Source organism: Rhodococcus sp. IEGM 1307 (genome assembly GCF_030056915.1).
Classification (GTDB): domain Bacteria; phylum Actinomycetota; class Actinomycetes; order Mycobacteriales; family Mycobacteriaceae; genus Rhodococcus_F; species Rhodococcus_F opacus_D.
In genome coordinates this window covers 44,652-64,196 of the sequence record NZ_JASHKW010000011.1, presented here as the reverse complement: position 1 = coordinate 64,196, position 19,545 = coordinate 44,652, and the positions used below count along the sequence as shown (strand labels likewise).

The window sequence follows — 19,545 nt, the reverse complement described above, 5'->3', positions numbered from 1 at the left end:
CGGGGAGTTCGTATGGTCCGACGCGACGAGTGTCCCGTTCGGACGGACCACTGAGTGTGCACTCAGTTGCATACGCACCTCGTTGCATACATACTTCGGTTCGTGGCACTCGAACATGCGCTCCTCGTCTCCCTCACCGAGCACTCCGGCTCGGGCTACGAATTGGCGCGCCGGTTCGACAAATCCATCGGCTTCTTCCAGAGCGCCACCCACCAGCAGATCTACCGCGTCCTCAAACGCATGGACGAGTCCGGATGGGTCGACGCCGAGGTCGTGGCGCAGGACAGCAGACCCGACAAGAAGGTGTACCGGGTCAGCGCGGCCGGGCGCGCGGAACTCGAGCGCTGGATCGCCGAACCGACCGAGCCCAACCACCTGCGCAACGAGCTGGCAGTGAAGATCCGCGCCGCTCAGCACGGTGACATCGCCGCACTCACGGCCGAGGTCGCTCGCCACCGCGACGGCCACGCCGCCCGGCTCGAGGTCTACCGCATGATCGAAAAACGTGACTTTCCCGCACCGGACCAGCTCTCCGGGGCAGCCCTGCACCAGTACCTCGTCCTGCGCGGCGGAATCCGCGTCGAAGAGGGATTCGCCGACTGGTGCCAAGAAGTACTCGACGCGCTCGCACAGTAAGGACACGCCGCCAATGACCCAGTTCCCGCAGCTCCTCGCTCCCCTCGACCTCGGTTTCACGACGCTGAAGAACCGGGTGATCATGGGTTCCATCCACACCGGGCTCGAAGATCGCGCCAAGGACGTTCCCCGTCTGGCCGAGTACTTCGCCGAGCGCGCCCGCGGAGGTGTCGCGCTGATCGTCACCGGCGGCTACGCGCCCAACCGGACGGGCTGGCTGCTGCCGTTCGGCGCCAAGCTCACCAACCGAGTCGAGGCCCGCAGGCACCGCGCGATCACGAAGGCGGTGCACGACGAGGGCGGCAAGATCGCCCTGCAGATCCTGCACGCCGGCCGGTACAGCTACCAGCCCTTCAGCGTCTCCGCCTCGTCGATCAAGGCCCCGATCAACCCGTTCCGGCCCCGCAAACTCACGGGCCGGGGCGTGCGCTGGCAGATCCGCAACTTCGTCCGCTGCGCCCGGCTCGCGCAGCAGGCGAACTACGACGGCGTCGAGATCATGGGCGGCGAGGGCTACTTCATCAACCAGTTCCTGTGCGAGCGCACCAACAAGCGCACCGACGAGTGGGGCGGCACTCCCGAGAACCGCAGGAGGATGGCCGTCGAGATCGTCCGCCGCACTCGCAAGGCGGTGGGCCCCAACTTCATCATCATCTTCCGCCTGTCGATGGCCGACCTCGTCGAGGGCGGTCAGACGTGGGACGAGATCGTCGCGCTGGCACAGGAAGTGGAGGCCGCGGGCGCGACCATCATCAACACCGACATCGGCTGGCACGAATCCCGTGTTCCGACGATCGTGACGTCGGTGCCGCGGGCCGCATTCGCCGACATCACCGGCAAGCTCGAGAAGCACGTGAGCATCCCCGTGGCCGCGTCGAACCGGATCAACATGCCGGAGGTCGCCGAGGAAATCCTGACCCGCGGTGACGCGCAGCTCATCTCGATGGCGCGCCCGATGCTCGCCGATCCCGACTGGGTGCGCAAAGCCGAAGCGGGCACCCCCGACGAGATCAACACGTGCATCGCGTGCAACCAGGCCTGCCTCGACCACGCCTTCGTCCGCAAGCACGTGTCGTGCCTGCTGAATCCCCGTGCAGGCCGGGAAACGGAACTGACACTTTCCCCCACCCGGGCCGCGAAGCGTGTCGCCGTCGTCGGCGCCGGACCCGCGGGCCTGTCGGCAGCACTGGGCCTGGCACAGCGCGGCCACTCGGTGACCCTGTTCGAGGCGGATTCGGAGATCGGCGGACAGTTCGGCATCGCCCGCAAGATCCCCGGCAAGGAGGAGTTCGCGGAGACGATCCGGTACTACAACCGCCAGCTTCCGCTCGCCGGTGTCGACGTCCGGCTCGACAGCCGTGTCACCGCGACCGAGCTGGTCGGCGAGTACGACGAGGTGATCGTCGCGACCGGGGTGACGCCGCGGGTTCCGTCCATTCCGGGTATCGACCACCCGAAGGTGCTCACGTATCCGGAGGTCGTGCGGGGCGGCAAGCCCGTCGGGCAGTCGGTCGCGGTGATCGGGGCCGGCGGGATCGGCGTCGACGTCAGCGAATTCCTCACCCACGAGCACTCCCCGACGCTCGACCTGAAGGAGTGGAAGCAGGAGTGGGGTGTCACCGAACCCGAAGCGGCGGCGGGCGCCCTCACCACACCCATTCCCGAACCGTCGCCGCGTGAGGTGTACCTGCTGCAGCGCAAGAGCGGCCGGATCGGCGCCGGACTCGCGAAGACCACGGGCTGGGTTCACCGGGCAGCGCTGAAGAACAAGGGCGTGCAGGAACTGTCCGGGGTCAACTACGAGCGCATCGACGACGACGGCCTGCACATCACGTTCGGCACCAAACGCGAGAGGCCCCGCACCCTCGCCGTCGACAACGTCGTGATCTGCGCAGGTCAGGAATCGGTGCGTGACCTCGTCGACGAACTGACCGTCGCCGGCGTCACCACCCACGTCATCGGCGGCGCCGACGTCGCAGCCGAACTCGACGCCAAACGCGCGATCGAGCAGGGCACCCGGCTCGCCGCGCGCATCTGACGCACTACGCTGCTGACCGTGAGCTTGCCGAACCCCACCCCCAGTGCCCGCGCCGTCGTGACCGGCGCCTCGTCCGGAATCGGCGAGGCGCTGGCCACCGACCTGGCCTCCCGGGGCCACTCCCTGATCCTCGTCGCGCGCCGCGGCGAGGTGATGGAGTCACTCGCCGCGGCCCTGCGTGACAAGCACGGCGTCGAGGTCGACGTGCGCGCGTGCGATCTGTCGGATCGCGACGCGCGGGCCACCCTCGTCACCGAACTGTCCGGACGTGAGATCAGCGTCCTGTGCAACAACGCGGGCATCGCCACGTTCGGGCCGGTCGCCGGACTCGATCCCGCGTACGAGCGGGCCCAGGTGGAACTCAACGCCGTTGCGGTGCACGACCTCACCCTCGCGGTGTTGCCCGGGATGCTCGAACGCAAGTCCGGCGCCATCCTCATGGTCGGCTCCGCGGCAGGCAACATGCCCATCCCCCACAACGCCACCTACGCGGCCAGCAAGGCGTTCGTCAACACCTTCTCGGAGTCGCTGCGCGGCGAACTCAAGGGAACGGGAGTGAACGTCACGCTGCTCGCACCCGGCCCGGTCCGCACCGAGGAGCCCGATCCGGCGGACGCGTCGATCGTGGACAGGCTGGTGCCCGACTTTTTGTGGATCTCCAGCGAATACACCGCCAAGGTGTCGCTCGACGGTCTGGCCGACAACAAGATGCGCGTCGTGCCCGGCATCATCAGCAAGGCGATGTCCGTTGCCGGGCAGTACAGCCCGCGCGCGGTGGTCGCCCCGATCGTCGGAACGTTCTACAAGAAGCTGGGCGGATGACCCCCGGGTGAATGTACCGGTCACCCCTGCCGAGGCGCTGAAAGGTACATTCGCCCAGCGTTTCTAGCGCCTGCGACGTTTGCCCGTCCCGAAGATGCTGCGGGAGATCTCGCGGCCGGCGGCCGACGCGGCCGAGCGGAGGAAGCTCTTCACCGCGGAGTTCCCGAGAATCTGTTCGGCCATGTTCGGACCCTCCCGCTGTGCGGGCGGCGGGGGCGGCAGGTCGGGAAGCGGGGGCAGGTCGAGGCCCGGTTCCGTGGCCGGTGCCCCGGCGACCTTGGCCGTCAGCTTCTCGTACGCCGATTCGCGGTCGACGGTCTGCCGGTACTTCGCCGACAGCGGACTCGACGACGCCGCGGCGGTGATCGCGTCGTTGCCGATGGTGTCCATCAGCGAGCGGGGAGGCCGAATCCTCGTCCACGCCACCGGCGTCGGTGCACCCCGTTCCGACAGGACCGTGACGATCGCCTCACCGATGCCCAGTGAGGTGAGAGCCTTCTCGAGGTCGTAGTTCTCGGTGGTCGGGTACGTCCGTACCGTTTTCGTGAGCGCCTTCTGATCGTCGGGAGTGAAAGCGCGCAGCGCGTGCTGGATCCGCGCGCCGAGCTGTGACAACACCGCATTCGGGACGTCCGTCGGCAACTGGGTGCAGAAGAAGACCCCCACACCCTTCGAGCGGATGAGCTTCACGGTCTGTTCCACCTGCTGCAGGAACGCCTTCGACGCGTCCGCGAAGAGCAGGTGCGCCTCGTCGAAGATGAAGACGAGTTTGGGTTTGTCGAGATCGCCTTCCTCGGGCAACGTCTGGAACAGATCGGCCAGCACCCACATCAGGAAGGTGGAGAACAATGCCGGGCGCGCGGCCTGGGCGCCCAACTCGAACAACGTGATCACGCCCCTGCCGTCGATCACCCGGAGCAGGTCCTCGGTCTCGAGCTCGGGCTCCCCGAAGAACGTGTCGCCGCCGTCGGCTTCGAGATTGACGAGGGCCCTGAGGATCACACCCGCCGTGGCCGGGGACACGCCGCCGATCCCCTTCAGATCGGCCCTGCCCTCGTCGCTGGTGAGATGCGCGATGACCGATCGCAGATCCAACAGGTCGAGCAGCGCAAGCCCCTGAACGTCGGCCCAATGGAAGATCAGCCCCAGCGTGGACTCCTGAGTCTCGTTGAGCCCGAGAACCTTGGCGAGCAGGATCGGCCCGAACGCCGTGATGGTCGCGCGGACGGGAATCCCCAAGCCTTCCGTTCCCAGCGAGAGGAATTCGACCGGGGATCCCGCCGGCCGCCACTCGTCGTCACCCGTCTCGGACGCTCGGGCGGTGATCTTGTCGCCCGCCTCACCCGGCTGCGACAGGCCCGACAGGTCGCCCTTCACGTCGGCCATCACCACGGGAACCCCTGCAGCCGACAACTGCTCGGCAATACCCTGCAGCGTCTTCGTCTTTCCCGTCCCGGTGGCGCCGGCGACGAGTCCGTGCCGGTTGACCGTCGCGAGCGGGATACGCACCCGGGCCGCCGGATCCACGGCTCCGTCGAGCACCACCGTTCCCAGCTCCAGAGCCGCACCCTCCGAGGAGTATCCGGCCGCGATGTCCGCGGCGGCACCGGAGGAGGCGGCGACGTCTGCGGGAGCACGGTTCTCCGCGGCCTCCGCGTCCCGGGCTTCCTGCTCCGCCGCCTCTGCCGCTGCCGCAGCCTCCGCCGCGATCCTGGCCGCTTCGGCGGCCGCCGCCCTCGCCGCCGCCGCCCTTTCCGCCGGGGTCGAGGTCGCGTCGCCGTCCTGCGATTGCTGGGTCATCCAAGCCCTCCTCGAATCACGCACGTCGGGAGAAAGTGTCCACCGCAGACCTTATCCCGTCACTCACGTGACTACTGTGTTCCTGGTGCAGGACAAACTTGTGTGGATCGACTGTGAAATGACCGGGCTCCGGCTCGGCACCGACAAGCTGATCGAGATCGCAGCTCTGGTCACGGACAGCGAGCTGAACGTGCTCGGTGAGGGTGTCGACATCGTCATCCACGCCGACGACGACGCGCTCGCGGCCATGCCCGACGTGGTGACCAAGATGCACGAGAACTCGGGGCTGACCGACGAGGTCCGGAAGTCCACGGTCACGCTCGCCGAGGCCGAGCAGCAGGTGCTCGCCTACATCCGCGAGCACGTGCCGGTCGCCGGGACGGCGCCGCTCGCAGGCAACTCGATCGCGACCGACCGCGGATTCATCGCCCGCGACATGCCGGACCTCGACACCTACCTGCACTACCGGATGATCGACGTCAGCTCCATCAAGGAACTGTCCCGGCGCTGGTACCCGCGGATCTACTTCGGTCAGCCCGAAAAGGGTCTCGCCCACCGCGCCCTGGCCGACATCAAGGAGTCGATCCGGGAACTGAAGTACTACCGGAAGACGGCGTTCGTGCCCGAGCCCGGACCGTCTACCAGCGACATCGCCGCAGTTGTCGAGGAACTCGGGCCCGCCTGAGATACCGATTGGCTTCTCGGGCACCGGACGCGCTAGTATCTTCCTCGCCGAAGTTACTGCCCCCGGGCGGTGCCTGAAGCACATGGTGAGTGTAGTTCAGTTGGTAGAGCACCAGGTTGTGATCCTGGCTGTCGCGGGTTCGAGTCCCGTCACTCACCCCACACGGAAAGCCCCCGGCCTCGGCCGGGGGCTTTCCTCTTTGCGATTGGTCTGACGCCCGCCGTCAGGCGTTGGCGTTGCCCGCCTTCCAGACATCCCACGGGATGTTCCAGTCGCCGAGGCCGTCCGTGCCCGACAGCGTGCCGCCCAGCGTGTTCTTGACGATCACGATGTCGCCGCGCTTCGTGTTGTCGTACACCCACTTCGCGTTGGACGGGCTCAGGTTCAGGCAGCCGTGGCTCGCGTTCGAGTACCCCTGCTGCCCCACCGACCACGGCGCCGAGTGGAAGAAGATGCCGCTGTAGGACATTCGCGTCGCCCAATCGACGGGCGTCTTGTATCCCTGCGGGGAGTTGACCGGCACACCGTAGGTGGACGAGTCCATGACGAGGTTCGCGAACCGGTCGCCGATGATGTACACGCCGTTGTCGGTGGGTGTGTCGTCCTTACCCATCGACGTGGGCATCGTCATGATCACTTCGCCGTTGCGCTCGAACGTCACCTGCTTGGTGTTGTCGTCCGCCGTCGCGACCAGGGCGTCGCCGATGGTGAACGCCGTGTGGACGTCCTCCTGGCCGAACAGTCCGTCACCGAGATCACGGCCGTACACGGCGACCTTGACGTCCACGGCGGTGCCGGGGGCCCAGTAGCTCTGCGGACGCCACCGCACCTCACGGTTGTTCACCCAGTAGAACGCGCCCTCGACGGGTGGATTCGTCGTGACGGTGATGCCGGCCTCCGCGGCCTTGCGGTCGGGGATGTTCTCGTCGAACTGGACCGCGATCGGCTGACCGATGCCCACCACGTCACCCTCCGACGGCATCACGTACGGCTTGGTGACGTTGCCGGGCGCGCTGGTCGTGAACGCCGACGTCGAGGTGGTGCCGCCGCCGAGTCCGTTCGCCTTCACCTCGAGCCGGTACTCCTTGTCGTAGCCCAGCGGCTCCGTGTTGACCCAGGACAACCCGTCGGGGGCGATGGCGCCGTCGACCGGCTCGCCCTCCGGGTTGAGCATGGTGACCGCCGCCAGCGTGCCGTCGGCCACCGTCACCGTCACCGGCTGTCCGGGCGAGAATCCCACCGCACCATCGACGGCCGACGCCGTCAGCTTCGGCTTGATGAGTTCGGTGACCGGATTGGAATCGATCGGCGCCTCACCTTCCGACGTGACGCTGTCGGCACCGGAGACGGTGCACCCTGCGATCGACACTGCGAATACGAGTGATGCCGCCACAATCGTCACCGTCTTCGAGACGGATCTCACCGATTGCGCACGCACGCGCCCGCCACGCCCCACACCCATGGATAACCCCACTTCACGTCCTCGCTCCGAATTCACGTTCAAGCCGGCACGTCCCTCGCCTTCGCAAGACGAATCAGCACGTCGAGACCGTGTGGTCTCCAATGATGCCAGCCACTGGAGACCGGTTCCAACCAAGCGCCGAGCCGCTCAATAACGTTCGAATATCAATCGTGACCAGCGGCGCTGTTGTTACGCGCCACCGTCCGGATCGGGTCGCCACGGGCAGTCGCCACCAGGCGATTTGCATTCCCGAGAAGCGACCCGCTAATGTTCTGTCTCGCAAGAGCGAGCGCCTATAGCTCAGTTGGTAGAGCAAGTGACTCTTAATCACTGGGTCCGGGGTTCGAGTCCCTGTGGGCGCACTTGCACGAAGGCCCCCATCCTCTCACGAGGATGGGGGCCTTTCTCGTGTCACGATCTCACCGCACCGAGTGGGCGGTCGGATGACGAACGGGCCGCCGGAACGTGAAGTCACTGCGAACTTCACATCCGACGGCCCGTCAGTGACGAGGGTCGTTCAGCGCAACGCTTTGCGGAGCACCAGGAGCCCTGCCACCGCACCCACGGCGATCAGTCCGTACTTGACCGCCGGCTCGTTCAGCTTCGCGATCAGCGTCCGCTTCGTGTTCTCCATGAGACGCTTCGGGTTGGTGCGGACCGTCAATTCGTCGAGAGTGCTCGCGAGCTGATTACGCGCGTTCTCGATCTCACGCTCGATGCTCTCGGTGTCCCTGGGCACGTGTCCTCCAACTTGTTCGACTGGTTCGATCAGCGAGAGCGACGCTACCGCGACGATCCCACACTTGCGTCAACCGTAGACGAGAACACGCGACCAGCGACTCTGTCTCCCCCGATCGCGCCGCGGCCCACGGTCAGACCTTCCCGGTAGCCTGACTTCTCGTGACCGACAACAACAGACTCGCCCCCGGAGACACCGCACCCGCCTTCACGCTGCCCGACGCCGACGGCAACGACGTGTCGCTCGCCGACTACCGCGGCCGCAAGGTCGTCGTGTACTTCTACCCGGCGGCGAGCACGCCGGGCTGCACCAAACAGGCCTGCGACTTCCGCGACAACCTCGCCGACCTGAACGGCGCAGGCCTCGACGTGATCGGCATCTCACCCGACAAGCCGGCGAAGCTGGCCAAGTTCCGTGACAACGAGGAACTGACGTTCCCTCTGCTGTCCGATCCCGACAAGGCCACGCTCGAGGCGTGGGGCGCGTTCGGCGAGAAGAAGATGTACGGCAAGACCGTACAGGGTGTCATCCGCTCCACGTTCCTCGTCGACGAGGACGGGAAGATCGAAGTGGCCCAGTACAACGTCCGCGCCACCGGCCACGTCGCGAAACTGCGGCGGGACCTGTCCGTCTGATCGACGCGACGGGCGGCTGCATGTTGTCGGCCGTCCGTCACCGGCGTTGTGGTGGGTCGGTAACGCAGCGGTCGGCAACTTGTGGGCGATCACATCGTTCACACCGAAACGGCGCGAGCAGTCTCCTCGCCCAGGTGAAACCCGACGCGTCACCGGGAGGGATCTTCGGAATCCGGACGAAAGACGGATAGCCTGGGGCGGTGGAGTCTTCAGTCAGCAAGCAAGCGCCGCGCCGAGTGGACCCGGCGTTGGAGCTGCAGTCGGACCCGCAGGAACTCCTGCCCCGCAGACGTCCGACCCAGGAACGTAGTCGCCGGAAGTTCGACGCGCTGCTCACGGCATCGCGGGAGTTGCTGGTGGACGTGGGATTCGAATCGTTCACGTGCGAGGAGGTCGCCGCACGCGCGGACGTCCCGATCGGCACCCTCTACCAGTTCTTCGCGAACAAGTACGTGATCGTCTGCGAACTCAACCGGCAGGACCTCGTCGGCGTCCAGCACGAGATCGCCCAGTTCAACGGTGAGGTCCCGTCCCTCGACTGGCTGCGGTTCCTCAATTCCTTCGTCGACCACATGGCTGGCCTGTGGACATCCGACCCGTCGAGGCGCGAGGTGTGGCTGGCGATGCAGTCGACGCCCTCGACCCGCGCCACCGGCGCCATCCACGAGAAGGCGTTCGCGGAGCAGGTGTCACGGATGCTCGCGCCCCTCACCCCGCGGACGTCGCGGGAGCGGCGGACGATGATGGCCGAGGTGCTCGTCCACGTCGTGTACTCGATGCTCAACTTCTCCGTGCAGGACAATCAGAGCCACGCGGACGCCGTCGCCGAACTCAAACGGCTGATGGTGGCATACCTGCTGGTCGCCGAGAAGGAATCGCGCTCCACCTAGCCGCTACGCGCCTGTGCGCCCTTCCGGTTGCCGGAGCTACCAGAAAGGCGCACGGGCGCCGGAGGCGCCTACAGGGACTCGATGACGGCGAACGCGCCCGCCATGTCTCCGTCGTGTGTGAGGGAGATGTGAATCCTCACGCCGGTCAGATGCTTGGCGACGTCCCCGCGTAAGCGGATACTCGGCCGTCCCCACGCATCCGTCACCACCTCGATCAGGTGGTGGATCATCTCGGGCAGCACCGGCGGGCTGGCGAAGAGAGACGTGGACCAGGCCTTGATCACTGCCTCCTTCGCAGCCCACCGGGCGGCGAAATGTCTAGCCGGATCGGAGCTCCGGGTCACTGCGTCCCGACGCTCGCCCGGTGTGAAGTTGTCGAGCATTGCCGTCCCTGGCCGGTCCAGCTGCTCGGCGAACTCCGACACCGTCACGAGATCGAAGCCGATCCCCAGAACTCCCATCCGTCGTTCCTACTTGCAGCCGGGCAGACCCGAGCTGTACACGTCGTCCGCTCCGAGGCGCGCGGCCTCGGTGAGCAGGACGTCCGCCTCGAGCTGACGGGACGCTGCGGCCGGGACGCTGTCGCCGCCGAAGCGACGATCCGCCGGACGCTCGTACAGGCTGCCGCCACCGACCATGGCCTTCGCCAGACGACGCTGACCCTCGACGGTGCGCTTGCGTGCCTGCTCGAGGTACGCCTCACGCTTGTCGGCCGGGATGGCCTCGACGAACGCCTGCGAGTGCACGACCGCGACCATGCCGGACACGTGCCCGAAGCCGAGGCTGGTCAGCAGACCGGCCTTCAGCGGGAACTGCTCGCCGAAGCGGAGCGGCTCCCGAGCCCACACGAGGTGTTCGAACTCGGCCATCTTCTCGTCGACGCAGTCGAGGCTGCGGTTCGGCGGCACGATGCCCTGGTCCAGCACCTGGCAGAGACCGATCAGCTGGAATGCTGCGGCACCACCCTTGGCGTGTCCGGTGAGGCTCTTCTGCGAGACCACGAACAGCGGCGCACCTTCGCTGCGGCCGAGTGCCCCGGCGAGGCGCTCGTGCAGCTCCGCCTCGTTGGGATCGTTGGCCGCGGTGGACGTGTCGTGCTTGGAGATCACCGAGATGTCGTCGGCACTGACACCGAGCTTGCCGAGGGACTGGGCGAGCTGCGAATCCGCTCCCCCACGTCCCGCGCCGAGCGCACCGATTCCGGGAGCCGGGATCGACGTGTGGACACCGTCCGCGAACGAGCCGGCGTAGGCGACCACACCGAGGACGGGCAGGCCCATCTCCAGTGCCAGGTCACCGCGGGCCAGCAGGATCGTGCCACCACCCTGCGACTCGACGAACCCGCCGCGACGACGGTCGTTGGCCCGGGAGAATCGACGGTCGTCGATGCCCTTGGCCCGCATGTCGTCGGTCTTGGCCGTGGCGGACATGTCACCGAATCCGATGATGCCCTCCGCGCTGAGGTCGTCGAACCCGCCGGCGACCACGAGCTGGGCCTTGCCGAGCTTGATCTTGTCGACGCCCTCTTCGACGGACACCGCGGCCGTGGCGCACGCCGCAACCGGGTGGACCATGGCGCCGTAACCGCCGACGTAGGACTGGACCACGTGCGCCGCAATCACATTCGGCAGGGCTTCCTGCAGGATGTCGTTCGGCCGGTTCTCGCCGAGCAGCGTGTCGATGTACAGCGACCTCATGGAGGTCATGCCGCCCATGCCGGTGCCCTGGGTGTTGGCGACCAGCGAGGGGTGCACCCACCGCAGCAGTTCGCTGGGCGTGAATCCACCGGTGAGGAACGCGTCCACCGTGGCGACGATGTTCCACAGGCCCACGCGGTCGACGGAGTCGGCCATGTCGGCGGGGATGCCCCACTTGGTGACGTCGAATCCGGTCGGGATCTGACCACCCACGCTGCGCGTGAGCTTCATCTTGCGGGGGACGCGGATCTCGGTGCCCGCACGGCGGGTGACCTGCCAGTCACCGCTGTCCGGAACCGGCGTCGCGACCGTGTTCTCCGGGTCGGCCTCGACGAAGGCCAGTGCTTCCGCCTCGGTGCTGACCACGAAGCTCAGGTCCTTGTCGAGGAAGACCGACGTGAGGAGCGGTGCGGTGTTCTCGACCATCGCGCCGTCGTCCGCGTAGCGGCGGATGCCGCAGCGCTCGACGACTGCGTCGTGGTACTTGTCCGCGATCTCGGCCTCCGGAACCAGTTCCCCGGTCTCGGCGTCGTACCAGCCTGCGGACGGCGTGGTCTCCCACACGACGAGTCCGGTGTTCCAGGCGAGTTCGAGAACGCCTGCCGCCGAAAGCTCTTCGTCGACCTCCATCTCGAAGCGGGTACGCGAGGAACCGAACGGTCCGAGCTCACCGGCGCCGACGATGACGACGAGGTCTTCCGGAGCCGCCGTGACGCCGGCCCAAGCCGGTGCCACCGACTCGGAGACCCGCGGCGGGGCGGGCAGAGCCGCGATGGTGTCGAGCTCGTCCGCATCCGCGTCGGCCTCGGCAGCAGCGGTCGCAGCTTCCTGAGCCTGCTTCGCCAGCGCGGGCAGGTCCAGGTTCGCCTGGGCGAGCCCACCGGTCAGATCGGCCGCGAGCGGCTCGGTGGAGGCGAGGCGACGTGCCTCGGGCTCGCACCACTGCAGCAGCTCGGTGGCCATTTCCTGGGTGGACCAGGTACGGACTCCGGCACCTTCGACGGCCTCGACCAGCGGGTCGTTGCCGCCCATGAGGCCGGTTCCGCGGACCCAGCCGATGAGAGCGTGCACCAGGGTGACGCGCTCGGCCCAGTTGCGCTCGGCCTTCCAGCGGCCGACCACAGCGTCCAGCGCGGCCTTGGCCTCGCCGTACGCACCGTCGCCACCGAACAGGCCGCGGTTCGGGGAACCGGGCAGGACGACGTGCAGGTGGGTGTCGACGTCACGGTCGTAACCGATCTTCGACAGTCCGCCGATCAGACGCTCCACCGACCACAGGAGAACGCGCATCTCCATTTCGGCGCGGGCGCCGGCGTCGGCGAGGTCGCCTGCCACGCGGGGCGCGGCGAACGGGAACAGCAGCGTCGGGGTGACCGCTTCCTTGACGAGCTTCTTCGATCCACCGGCCGTCTCGTACTGGGCTTCACCGATCCACTCGATGAGCGCGTCGATGTCCGTGTAGGACGCCATGTTCGCGGGGACCACCCACAGGGCGGCACCGGCGCGAGCATTGCGGCGGTAGAGGTCGCGGTAGAAGCCGAGACGCTTGTCGTCGAGACGCGAGGTGGTCACGAAGACCGTCGCGCCGCCGGCGAGGAGCTTGCCTGCGACCGAGGCCGCGATGGAACCCTTGCTGGCACCGGTGACGACGGCGACCTGGTCTGCCCATTCCGGGGTCTCGTCGGTGACGACGACTGCCGCCTCCGCGATGCGTCCGTACTTCTCGGCCAGAGCCGTGCGACCCTCGTCGGTTGCGCGGGCCTGCCACCATGCGGCCTGCGCCGCAACGGACTTGCCTGCACCGGCGAACCCTTCGATCTCGAGAGACTCCACGCCTGCCGCGTCGATCCACAGACGAGCCAGATCCTCACGTGCGCTGGCCCAACGGTCGTCGAGCAGCACCGCCCGCTTGGCGTCGAACGCGGGAGCGACCAGTCGCGGCCAGTCGGAACCGAGTTCCGCCGACACGAGGTCGACGAGTTCGGTGTCGGTCGGCTGCGCTGCCGTCGCCGTGTCGCCTGCGAAGCCGAGCTGCTCGAGCACGAGGCGGGCGGCCGAGGCCAGCACGCCGTCGCGGCCCGTGATGTGCTCGGTGAACTCGCCCAGCGCCGCGGCGTCGACGGTGCCACCGGCTCCGCCACCCGAGGACGGGAGGGAGACGCTGATCCCACGGCGCGAGGCCACTGCGGCCACTGCGCTGTCGATGACGGCGTCCACTGCGGCGCCGTCGGCGAGACCGCCGCCGGCCAGGCCACCGAGGTCACCACCACGGATGCTGGAACCGTCGCGGGTTCCGAGCGCCACCTCGGCGGTGACGTGGTACGCCCAGCCGTCGCCGAGTTCCCAGACCTTCTTCACGCGGTCTGCGATGGCCGCCGGACGACGACCCGAGGGGCCGAAGACCTTGCGGAGGTGATCGTTGATCGAGTCGGACAGCACCGGGCCGAACGGCTTGTACGTACGGGCCAGGGAGTCGACCGTGCCGGCGAGCGAACCCATGTCGGCGTCCGCCGCACCGTCGATCGCGCCGAGCGAGAGCTCGGAGCCGAGGTCGACGAGCAGCTGGTTACGCCGTGAGGACACGCCGTCGCACAGCGCCTCGATCGTGTCGACGGGGCCGACCTGATCGGGACGGAGCTTGGTCCACAGGCTGATCAGGACCTTGGTGGCGTCTGCGGCCTTGAACGCGATGTCGTCGGGACGCGGTCCACCGGACGGTGCAGCGGCCGGGGCCGGAGCCGCGGCGGGTGCGGCCGATGCGGCGGGCGCCTCGGCTGCGGGTGCTGCGGGCTCGTCGTCCTCGACCGGCGCCGGATCGACGTCGGTGGAGTACACGATGGACGCTTCACGCTCGATGTTGAGGACCTCGACCGGGTAGCCGAAGCGGCCCGGCAGCTTCAGGGTCTGCGATGCGAGGTTCGCGACGGTCGGAACGGAGCCCAGACCGATCTCCACGAACCGCTCGACACCCAGTCCACCCTCGGACTCGTCGGCGAACAGCAGGTCCTGCGTCTCGATCCAGCGCACCGGGCTGGCGAACTGCCAGGCCAGGAGCTCGGTGAGGACCACGCGGGTGAGCTGAACCGGCTTCTTCGCCCAGGAGTCGAAGTCCTTCAGCACCTTGTCGAGGGGCTTCGACGGCACCAGGTCGGCGATCTCCTGCACGAACTCCTTCTTCAGGGAGAACGGCTTGGGGACCAGGTTCGGGATGTAGCGCCCGATCAGGATGGCCGGGTCGATGTCCTGCGGAAGCAGTTCCTCGAGACGTCCACGGAAGTCGTCGACGCCGCCACGCAGCACCGTCGAGTGGAACGGGACGTCGATGCCCGGGACCATGATGTACGCGCGCTTGCCACCGAAAGCCTCACGGCGGATGTCGATTTCGACCTCCAGCGCGTTGAGTCCGGCGACCGTACCGGCGATGGCGTACTGCGAGCCACGCAGGTTCAGGTTCACGATCTGCAGGAACTCACCGGTCGCCTCGGCGACACCGGCGACGAACGCCTCGACGTCGTCGTCGGCCAGACCGATCTGCGACGGGCGGATGGCAGCCATCCGGTAGTCGGAACGGCCGGCCTCGTCGCGGGGAACGAGTGCGTGCATCGCGGAGCCACGCTGGAAGACCACCTCGAGAACAGCTTCGAGAGGCAGCACACCGGCGACGGCGGCGAGAGCGTTGTACTCACCGACCGAGTGGCCTGCGAGCAGGGCGCCCTCGACGAAGGCACCGGATTCGCGGAGCTCGGCGACCTGAGCCACACCGAGCGTCGCCATCGCGACCTGGGTGAACTGGGTCAGGTGCAGGACACCGTCCGGGTGCTTGTGCTCGACACCACGGGCCTTGACGACCGTCGGGTTGTCGCGGACCACGGCGAGGATCGAGAAGCCGAGGGCCTTGCGGGTGTGCTTGTCGGCGCGGTCCCAGATCTCACGGGCGGCCTTGGAGCGGGCGCGGGCGTCGAGGCCCATGCCGGGACGCTGGATGCCCTGTCCGGGGAACGCGTAGACGGTCTTCGGGGCGGCGGTGCGACCCGTTGCGACCATCACCAGTTCACCGTCGATGCGGCAGCCGACCTCGACGATCTCGGCGCCCCGGTCCACGGCGATGCGGTCGACGCGGACGTCGATCTCGGCGCCCGGGCGAACCATGCCCAGGAAGCGTGCGGTCCAGGCGGTGAGACGACGCGGCGGCGTCTTGGTCTCGGCCGGATCCACGGCGGTGACGACCTGCTGGGCGGCGGCGGAGAGCCACATGCCGTGCACGATCGGGCTGCCGAGGCCGGCGAGCAGTGCCGCGTTGTCGGAGGTGTGGATCGGGTTGTGGTCGCCCGACACCTGGGCGAAGGAGCCCATGTTGCGGGGAGCGACGATCGTGGTGTCGCGGCGACGACGACGCGGGGTGTCGACGGCCTCGTCACTCAGCGAGCCACCGGCGCGGGCCGGGTCGGACAGTTCGCCCTTGCCGGTGCGGCCGCGGATCGCGAAGCGCTCCGACAGGGTGACGACGGCAGGCGCGTCCAGGCCCTCGCCGAGCATGGCGCCGACCTCGACCTTGACCTCGACGACGCGGCCCAGGTCGGTGTCGAGAACCGAGGCGACCTCGGCCTTGACGACGAGAATGCTGGTCTCCGAAGGCAGTTCGCCGACGAAATCGACGCTGTGGTCCAGGTGGACCAGGTCGAGCATGCCTTCGATGACGGACAGCGAGTCTTCGGTCTTGGCAGCACCGAGCACGGCGAACACGGCCGGCCAGCAAGCGCCGACGACCACGTCCGGGACGGCCTTGCCGCTGACGCTCAGCGTCGTGGGCAGACCCGAGCCGGTGACACCGGCGTGGTCGGCGACCAGGTCGGGCGTCCAGGCGAGGTTGAGGCGTGCGACACCGTTCTTGACGGCGGGCAGTTCCTGACCGGCCGCGACCGCGAGGAGTGCGGTCATCGACTTCTCGGCGTCGGCCTCGGTGACCACGGGAGCGCCACCGTCCGCGACGGACGCGGGGACGGTGATGGTGATCTGGACGGACTTGGCTGCCACCAGCGGGACGGTGAGGAGCACCTGCTGGTCGTCGACGACGGACAGCTCGGCACCGGTGGTCTCGTGCACCGCGAGGGTGTCGGACTCGATCGACCACTTGTCGAGGTCACCGAGCCGGCGAACCGGGTTCAGCGTCAGGCGCGAGGCCCACTGGATGTCGGGAGCCGACAGCACGGTGTCGAGGAGGCCGCGGGCAATGTCCGCGTGACGGCGTGCGGGCAGCGACAGCGGCGCGACACCGGCGGTGACCAGCTCGTCGTACGTGGCCTTCTCGAAGCGGTCCAGCAGCTCGCCGACAGGCTCGTCGGCGCGCGTGATGCCGGCGACGGCGACGGTGCCGGGGATGACGCAAACCTGGTCGGCCGTGTAGCGAGGATCGTGCGCCTGCCACAGCGAGTCGGAACGCCACCAGCGGCGGACGTCACCGTCGACGACGGGCACGAAGTTGACCGGCTTGCCGGGGGTCTTGCACAGCGAGACGAAGAAGGAGACGTCCGCGGGGTGCAGAACCGTGGTGGCGTAGTCGGGGTACTGCGCCTGCAGGGCGCAGACGGCCGCCTCGGGACGCTCGAGAATCGCGTCGTCGGCGAACAGGGTGGGGATGGGGCCACGGTCGACCGGGTGCAGACGCGACTCGGTGCGCTGCAGCATCTCACCGAAGCGCGCACGCCAGGTGATGTCGAGCCACGGGCTCTCGGTGGCCTCGGTGATGGCGTCCTGGAGGTCGGTGCCGCAGTCGAATGCCTTCGCCGCGTCGATGCCGACGGCCAGCTCGAGGTAGCGGCGCAGCCACTGCTCGTACGTCATGGTCGCGACGTCGCCGAAGTACGGCTTCGCCGTGATGTTCAGTGCCTCGATGATCTCGTCGCGACGCTCGGCGACGGCGTCGGCGTCACCGGCGACCTCGTCGAGCAGACGGCCGGTGCGGGACGCGGCGTTGTCGATCTCGTGGATGTCGGCGCCGAGCTGGCTGCGGCCGGAGGCCATGCCGCCCTCGGCGGTGCCTGCTCCGACCCAGTCCGGAGTACCGGGGGTGTCGACGAGGAGCTGCTTCACCTCGGCAGAGGTGGTGGCCTCGAGGGTGGCCATGGCGGCGGTGCCGACCAGGATGCCGTCCAGCGGCATGGCCGGGAAGCCGTGTGCAACGGACCAGCGGCCGGTCAGGTAGTCGGCAGCCCGCTCGGGCGTGCCGATGCCGCCACCGACGCACAGGACCAGGTTCGGCCGGGTGCGCAGCTCGGCGTAGGTGTCGAGGAGGAGGTCGTCCAGGTCTTCCCACGAGTGGTGGCCACCGGCGCGGCCGCCCTCGATGTGGGCGATGACGGGGAACGAGGGAACCTCGTTGGCGATGCGGATGACCGAGCGGATCTGCGCGACCGTGCCCGGCTTGAACGCGACGTAGCTGAAGCCGGCGTCGGTGAGGTCTCCGATGATCGAGACGGCGTCCTCGAGCTCGGGGATACCGGCGGTGACGACGACACCGTCGAACGGGGCACCCGCGGCACGGGCCTTCGGCACGAGGCGCTTGCCACCGACGTGGAGCTTCCACAGGTAGGGGTCGAGGAACATCGAGTTGAACTGCACGGCGCGGCCCGGCTCGAGCAGCCCGGTGAGCTTCTCGACGTTGTCGGCGAAGATCTGCTCGGTGACCTGGCCACCGCCGGCGAGCTCGGCCCAGTGGCCTGCGTTGGCTGCTGCGGCGACGATCTTCGGGTCGACCGTGGTCGGGGTCATGCCGGCGAGCAGGATCGGCGAACGACCGGTCAGCTTCGTGAACGCGGTCTCGACGCCGATGCGGCCGCCCGGCAGCGACACCGGCTTCGGGAGGAACTCGGTCCACGCGGCGGGAACCTCGGGGGTTGCGCCGGGGGTGAGGAGGTTGCGGTGACCGCCACGGGTCGCGGCGGCAACGATGCCGACGCCCTGGCCGCGGACACTGGCCGACGTCATGCGGGTGAGGAGGTCACCGGGTCCGAGGTCGAGGATCCACGCGGCACCGGCTTCGAGGGTGCTGTCGACGGCGGCGACCCAGTCGACGGGATCGACGAGGCAGGCGCTCGTGAGAGCGCGGGCCTTCTCCTCGTCGAGACCGCAGCGCACGGCCCACTGGCCGACGATGTCGATCGTCTCCGCGAGTGCGGGGTGGTGGAAGCCGATCTCGACCGCGAGGGGCTCGAAGACGGGCGCGAAGATGGAGCCGCCACGCTTCTTGGCGTCGCGCTCACGGGCCTCGTCGGCCTCGATCTGCTCGCACCGCTGCTGAACGCGTGCCAGCTGGGCGGGCGGGCCGGACAGTACGACGCGGCGACGGGCGTTACGGATGCCGAGGACGGCTGCGCGCTCGGGCTCGAGGCCTTCGGCGAGCTCCTCGACGATCTGACGGAGTCGTTCCGGGTCGACGTTGGAGACAGCGAGCATCGGGGTGGAGTCGGCGGCGGCGATCACTCCGCGACGACGGCCGACGAGGCCGGCAGCCGCACCGATGAGCTGAGCGAGGGCGAGGAGTTCGCCGTCCTTCTGACCCGAGGAGGCAACGGCCTCCGCGGCGAGGAGTCCCTGGGAGTGGCCGATCACCGACACGGGAGCCGTAACCGCGGGATCGAGGCCCTGAGCTGCCAGCGCACGCAGCGCTGCGATCTGGGTGAGGAAGACGCCGGGGAGAGACACCGCCGCCGAGGTGAGCGCTGCCGCGGAGGGTCCGGCCGCCTGGGCGCCGTCCTCTTCGTCGGCGAGTTCCTGCTCGAGGATCCAGGCGATGGGGTCGAATCCGACCGGGCGCACGACGAGGAGTTCCTGCGCCACGGGGGCCAGGTGGTCGGCCGCGTCGTTGACGATGGTGGTGAGTGCCGGCTCGAGTCCGTTGTCGCGGCTCAGTTCCTCCAGCGAGCTCAGCCAGGGCGCGCCCTGACCACCGAAGGCGAGCGCGTACGGCTCACCTCCGAGCAGACGATCCACGAGGGTGCCCTTGCTCGACGACCGAGTGTCGTCCCGGTCTACGCCGATGCGCCGCGAACCCTTCGAGTTTTTTCCGTTTCCTGCGGGTGTCGTGTCGTCAATCGTCACGCGTATGTCCTCTCCTGGTCCCCTCTAGGGGGAGGTGGGGATAG

General features: G+C 68.3%; 11 protein-coding genes and 2 tRNA genes. 8 read left to right on the top strand and 5 right to left on the bottom strand.

Features of this window, described 5'->3' with window-relative positions; all coding sequences use genetic code 11:
* Positions 1-102: 102 nt before the first annotated feature.
* The 3 genes from QM841_RS21860 to cmrA are packed head-to-tail and all read left to right on the top strand — an operon-like array spanning position 103 to position 3,496.
* Positions 103-636 (top strand): PadR family transcriptional regulator, encoded by a 534-nt coding sequence (locus QM841_RS21860; protein WP_280784716.1) that lies wholly within the window; start codon positions 103-105, stop codon positions 634-636.
* A 13-nt stretch (positions 637-649) separates the two neighbouring features.
* Positions 650-2,674 (top strand): NADPH-dependent 2,4-dienoyl-CoA reductase, encoded by a 2,025-nt coding sequence (locus QM841_RS21855; protein WP_283333556.1) that lies wholly within the window; start codon positions 650-652, stop codon positions 2,672-2,674.
* An 18-nt stretch (positions 2,675-2,692) separates the two neighbouring features.
* On the top strand, positions 2,693-3,496 hold the full coding sequence (gene cmrA / locus QM841_RS21850; RefSeq protein WP_283333555.1) for a mycolate reductase: 804 nt from the start codon (positions 2,693-2,695) through the stop codon (positions 3,494-3,496).
* A 63-nt stretch (positions 3,497-3,559) separates the two neighbouring features.
* Here cmrA and QM841_RS21845 read toward each other — a convergent pair whose 3' ends face one another.
* A complete protein-coding gene (locus QM841_RS21845; RefSeq protein WP_283333554.1) occupies positions 3,560-5,296 on the bottom strand; it encodes a helicase HerA-like domain-containing protein in 1,737 nt (578 codons plus the stop codon).
* A gap of 85 nt (positions 5,297-5,381) precedes the next feature.
* Between QM841_RS21845 and orn the strand changes: the two genes are divergently transcribed.
* Both orn and QM841_RS21835 read left to right on the top strand, forming a co-directional pair.
* Positions 5,382-5,981: an oligoribonuclease gene (gene orn / locus QM841_RS21840; protein WP_005570251.1), complete on the top strand. Its 600-nt coding sequence runs from the start codon at positions 5,382-5,384 to the stop codon at positions 5,979-5,981.
* 85 nt (positions 5,982-6,066) lie between these two features.
* Positions 6,067-6,142: transfer RNA gene (locus tag QM841_RS21835), tRNA-His, on the top strand.
* A gap of 62 nt (positions 6,143-6,204) precedes the next feature.
* Here QM841_RS21835 and QM841_RS21830 read toward each other — a convergent pair.
* On the bottom strand, positions 6,205-7,443 hold the full coding sequence (locus QM841_RS21830) for a L,D-transpeptidase (RefSeq protein WP_283333553.1): 1,239 nt from the start codon (positions 7,441-7,443) through the stop codon (positions 6,205-6,207).
* Positions 7,444-7,732: 289 nt separating this feature from the next.
* On the opposite strand from QM841_RS21830, the gene QM841_RS21825 reads away from it, so the two are divergent.
* Positions 7,733-7,805: transfer RNA gene (locus QM841_RS21825), tRNA-Lys, on the top strand.
* Between the two features lie 155 nt (positions 7,806-7,960).
* On the opposite strand, the gene QM841_RS21820 is transcribed toward QM841_RS21825, so the two are convergent.
* Complete coding sequence (locus tag QM841_RS21820; protein WP_005248277.1) at positions 7,961-8,182, bottom strand: DUF3618 domain-containing protein; 222 nt, start codon at positions 8,180-8,182, stop codon at positions 7,961-7,963.
* A gap of 161 nt (positions 8,183-8,343) precedes the next feature.
* On the opposite strand from QM841_RS21820, the gene bcp reads away from it, so the two are divergent.
* Complete coding sequence (gene bcp / locus QM841_RS21815; protein ID WP_007296587.1) at positions 8,344-8,817, top strand: thioredoxin-dependent thiol peroxidase; 474 nt, start codon at positions 8,344-8,346, stop codon at positions 8,815-8,817.
* Between the two features lie 200 nt (positions 8,818-9,017).
* Positions 9,018-9,707, top strand: a complete 690-nt coding sequence (locus tag QM841_RS21810) for a TetR family transcriptional regulator (RefSeq protein WP_011594442.1) — start codon at positions 9,018-9,020, stop codon at positions 9,705-9,707.
* Positions 9,708-9,775: 68 nt separating this feature from the next.
* On the opposite strand, the gene acpS is transcribed toward QM841_RS21810, so the two are convergent.
* Positions 9,776-10,168 carry a holo-ACP synthase AcpS gene (gene acpS / locus QM841_RS21805; protein WP_283333552.1) on the bottom strand — a complete coding sequence of 131 codons (393 nt, stop codon included), beginning with the start codon at positions 10,166-10,168 and terminating at the stop codon, positions 9,776-9,778.
* Positions 10,169-10,177: 9 nt separating this feature from the next.
* Positions 10,178-19,501: a type I polyketide synthase gene (locus QM841_RS21800; protein ID WP_283333551.1), complete on the bottom strand. Its 9,324-nt coding sequence runs from the start codon at positions 19,499-19,501 to the stop codon at positions 10,178-10,180.
* Positions 19,502-19,545: the final 44 nt, after the last annotated feature.